The organism is Duganella qianjiadongensis, assembly GCF_009857915.1.
GTDB classification, from domain to species: Bacteria; Pseudomonadota; Gammaproteobacteria; order Burkholderiales; family Burkholderiaceae_D; genus Rugamonas; species Rugamonas qianjiadongensis.
The window spans coordinates 1-255 of the sequence record NZ_WWCM01000108.1; the positions used below are offsets into that span (position 1 = coordinate 1).

Consider the following 255-nt stretch of genomic DNA (forward strand, 5'->3'; position numbering starts at 1 on the left):
CTCTGCCAGCAACTGGACCTATTCTCAGATGCGGTCGTTGCGATTGACGGCAGTAAATTCAAGGCTGTCAACAGCAGCGATCGCAACTTCACCAATGCCAAGCTAAAGCGCAGGATGGAAGAGATTGAGGCCAACATCAGCCGCTATCTGGTAGAACTCGACACGGCTGACAGGCACGAACCAGCGGCGGCAGAAGCACGCAGTACCCGTCTCAACGACAAAATTGCGGCGCTGAAGGAGCAGATGGCTACGCTC

1 pseudogene is annotated in these 255 nt (G+C 55.3%); it reads left to right on the top strand.

Features of this window, described 5'->3' with window-relative positions:
- A pseudogene (locus GTP27_RS23370) lies at positions 1 to 255 on the top strand (IS5/IS1182 family transposase); the annotation flags it as partial.